At 76.6% G+C, this 1,117-nt stretch carries 1 protein-coding gene; it reads right to left on the reverse strand.

Translation table 11 applies throughout. From position 1 onward, the window contains the following. Window positions 1-942, reverse strand: a 942-nt coding sequence (locus tag KS423_RS46000; RefSeq protein WP_224285590.1) for a DUF5685 family protein, incomplete at its 3' end; no start/stop codon positions are given. Window positions 943-1,117 lie beyond the last annotated feature (175 nt).

Consider the following 1,117-nt stretch of genomic DNA (forward strand, 5'->3'; position numbering starts at 1 on the left):
GGTCTCCCGCGGCGGCGCCTGGTGCGGGTGCTCGCCGGTGGCGGTGCCCGCCGCGTCAGGGCGGCGGCAGCTCGCGCCGTGCCGGGCCGGCCCGAAGACCCGATCCACCGCGCGCTCGGTCTCGTGCGCGAGCAGCACGTGCACCAGGGCGCGGTCGGTCAGTTCGACCTCGCGCAGCGCGAGCCGAATGCCGTGGACGGCGTCGCGGCAGAGCCGTTCGGCCTCGGCGCGGTCGGCCCCGGTGGCGGTCAGCGGGTTCCAGGCGCCCGAGGCCGCGTCGGCTGCCTGGTCCTCGGCGGCGTCGAGGAGGTGGGCGAGTCGGCCGAACAGCCGCCCGGCTTCGGCGAGCGGGGCGGCGTTGCCAGGGCGTCCGGCGATCACTGCGGTGTGTGCGAAGGCGGCCGAGGTGGCGGTCTCGGTGGGTTCGGTGACCAGCAGGACGGACCCGCCGGGCCGCAGCGAGCGCTCCAACTCGCCTTGCCGGTGGGCCGCGTCGAGCAGCACGGCGGTGTCGAAGCCAAGGGTCGAGGCGCTGCCCGTGCTCTGCCGGTCCCAGCGCCGGGTGACGGCACGGGCCCCGACGGCGACCGGGCGGCGGGCGAAGACTCCGTCGCGGTCCTCGACGTGGTCACGGATCTTGACCGAGGCGAGCGCCAGCGAGACGGCGGCGGCGAGCCGGGCGCCTTCTCCCTTGGCGACGGAGGCGGTCCGCATGCCGCGCAGCGGGCACGGCCCGGCGGTGCGGCGCCAGGAGGAGTCCTCCCGGGCGGCCTGGGCCTCGACCAGTACGGAGATGATCAGGCCGTCGTAGTTGGTCGCCGTCCGGGCGAGCTGCCCGTGGTCGTCCCGCAGCGCGAGGCAGAGCCCGCACAGGTGGGCCATCCAGGAGGTCTGCAAGTGCTCGGACAATCGGTGCCTGCACGGTCTGATGATGCCGAACACGCGGGTCCCCCTCGCCTCACGGGCCGCCGACCGGCCACGATTCGCCGCACATCATATGATCGGCGCCCCTTCCGGGCCGAGGGCCCGTCAAGCCGCGATCCGGCCGGAGGGGGTGGCCGCGCGCCCCGCCCCGGCCCGCCGGGTGTGCCAGGCGGGGCCGCCGGGTGCGCCGGGC

This window comes from Streptomyces sp. LS1784, from assembly GCF_020103755.1.
GTDB lineage: Bacteria > Actinomycetota > Actinomycetes > Streptomycetales > Streptomycetaceae > Kitasatospora.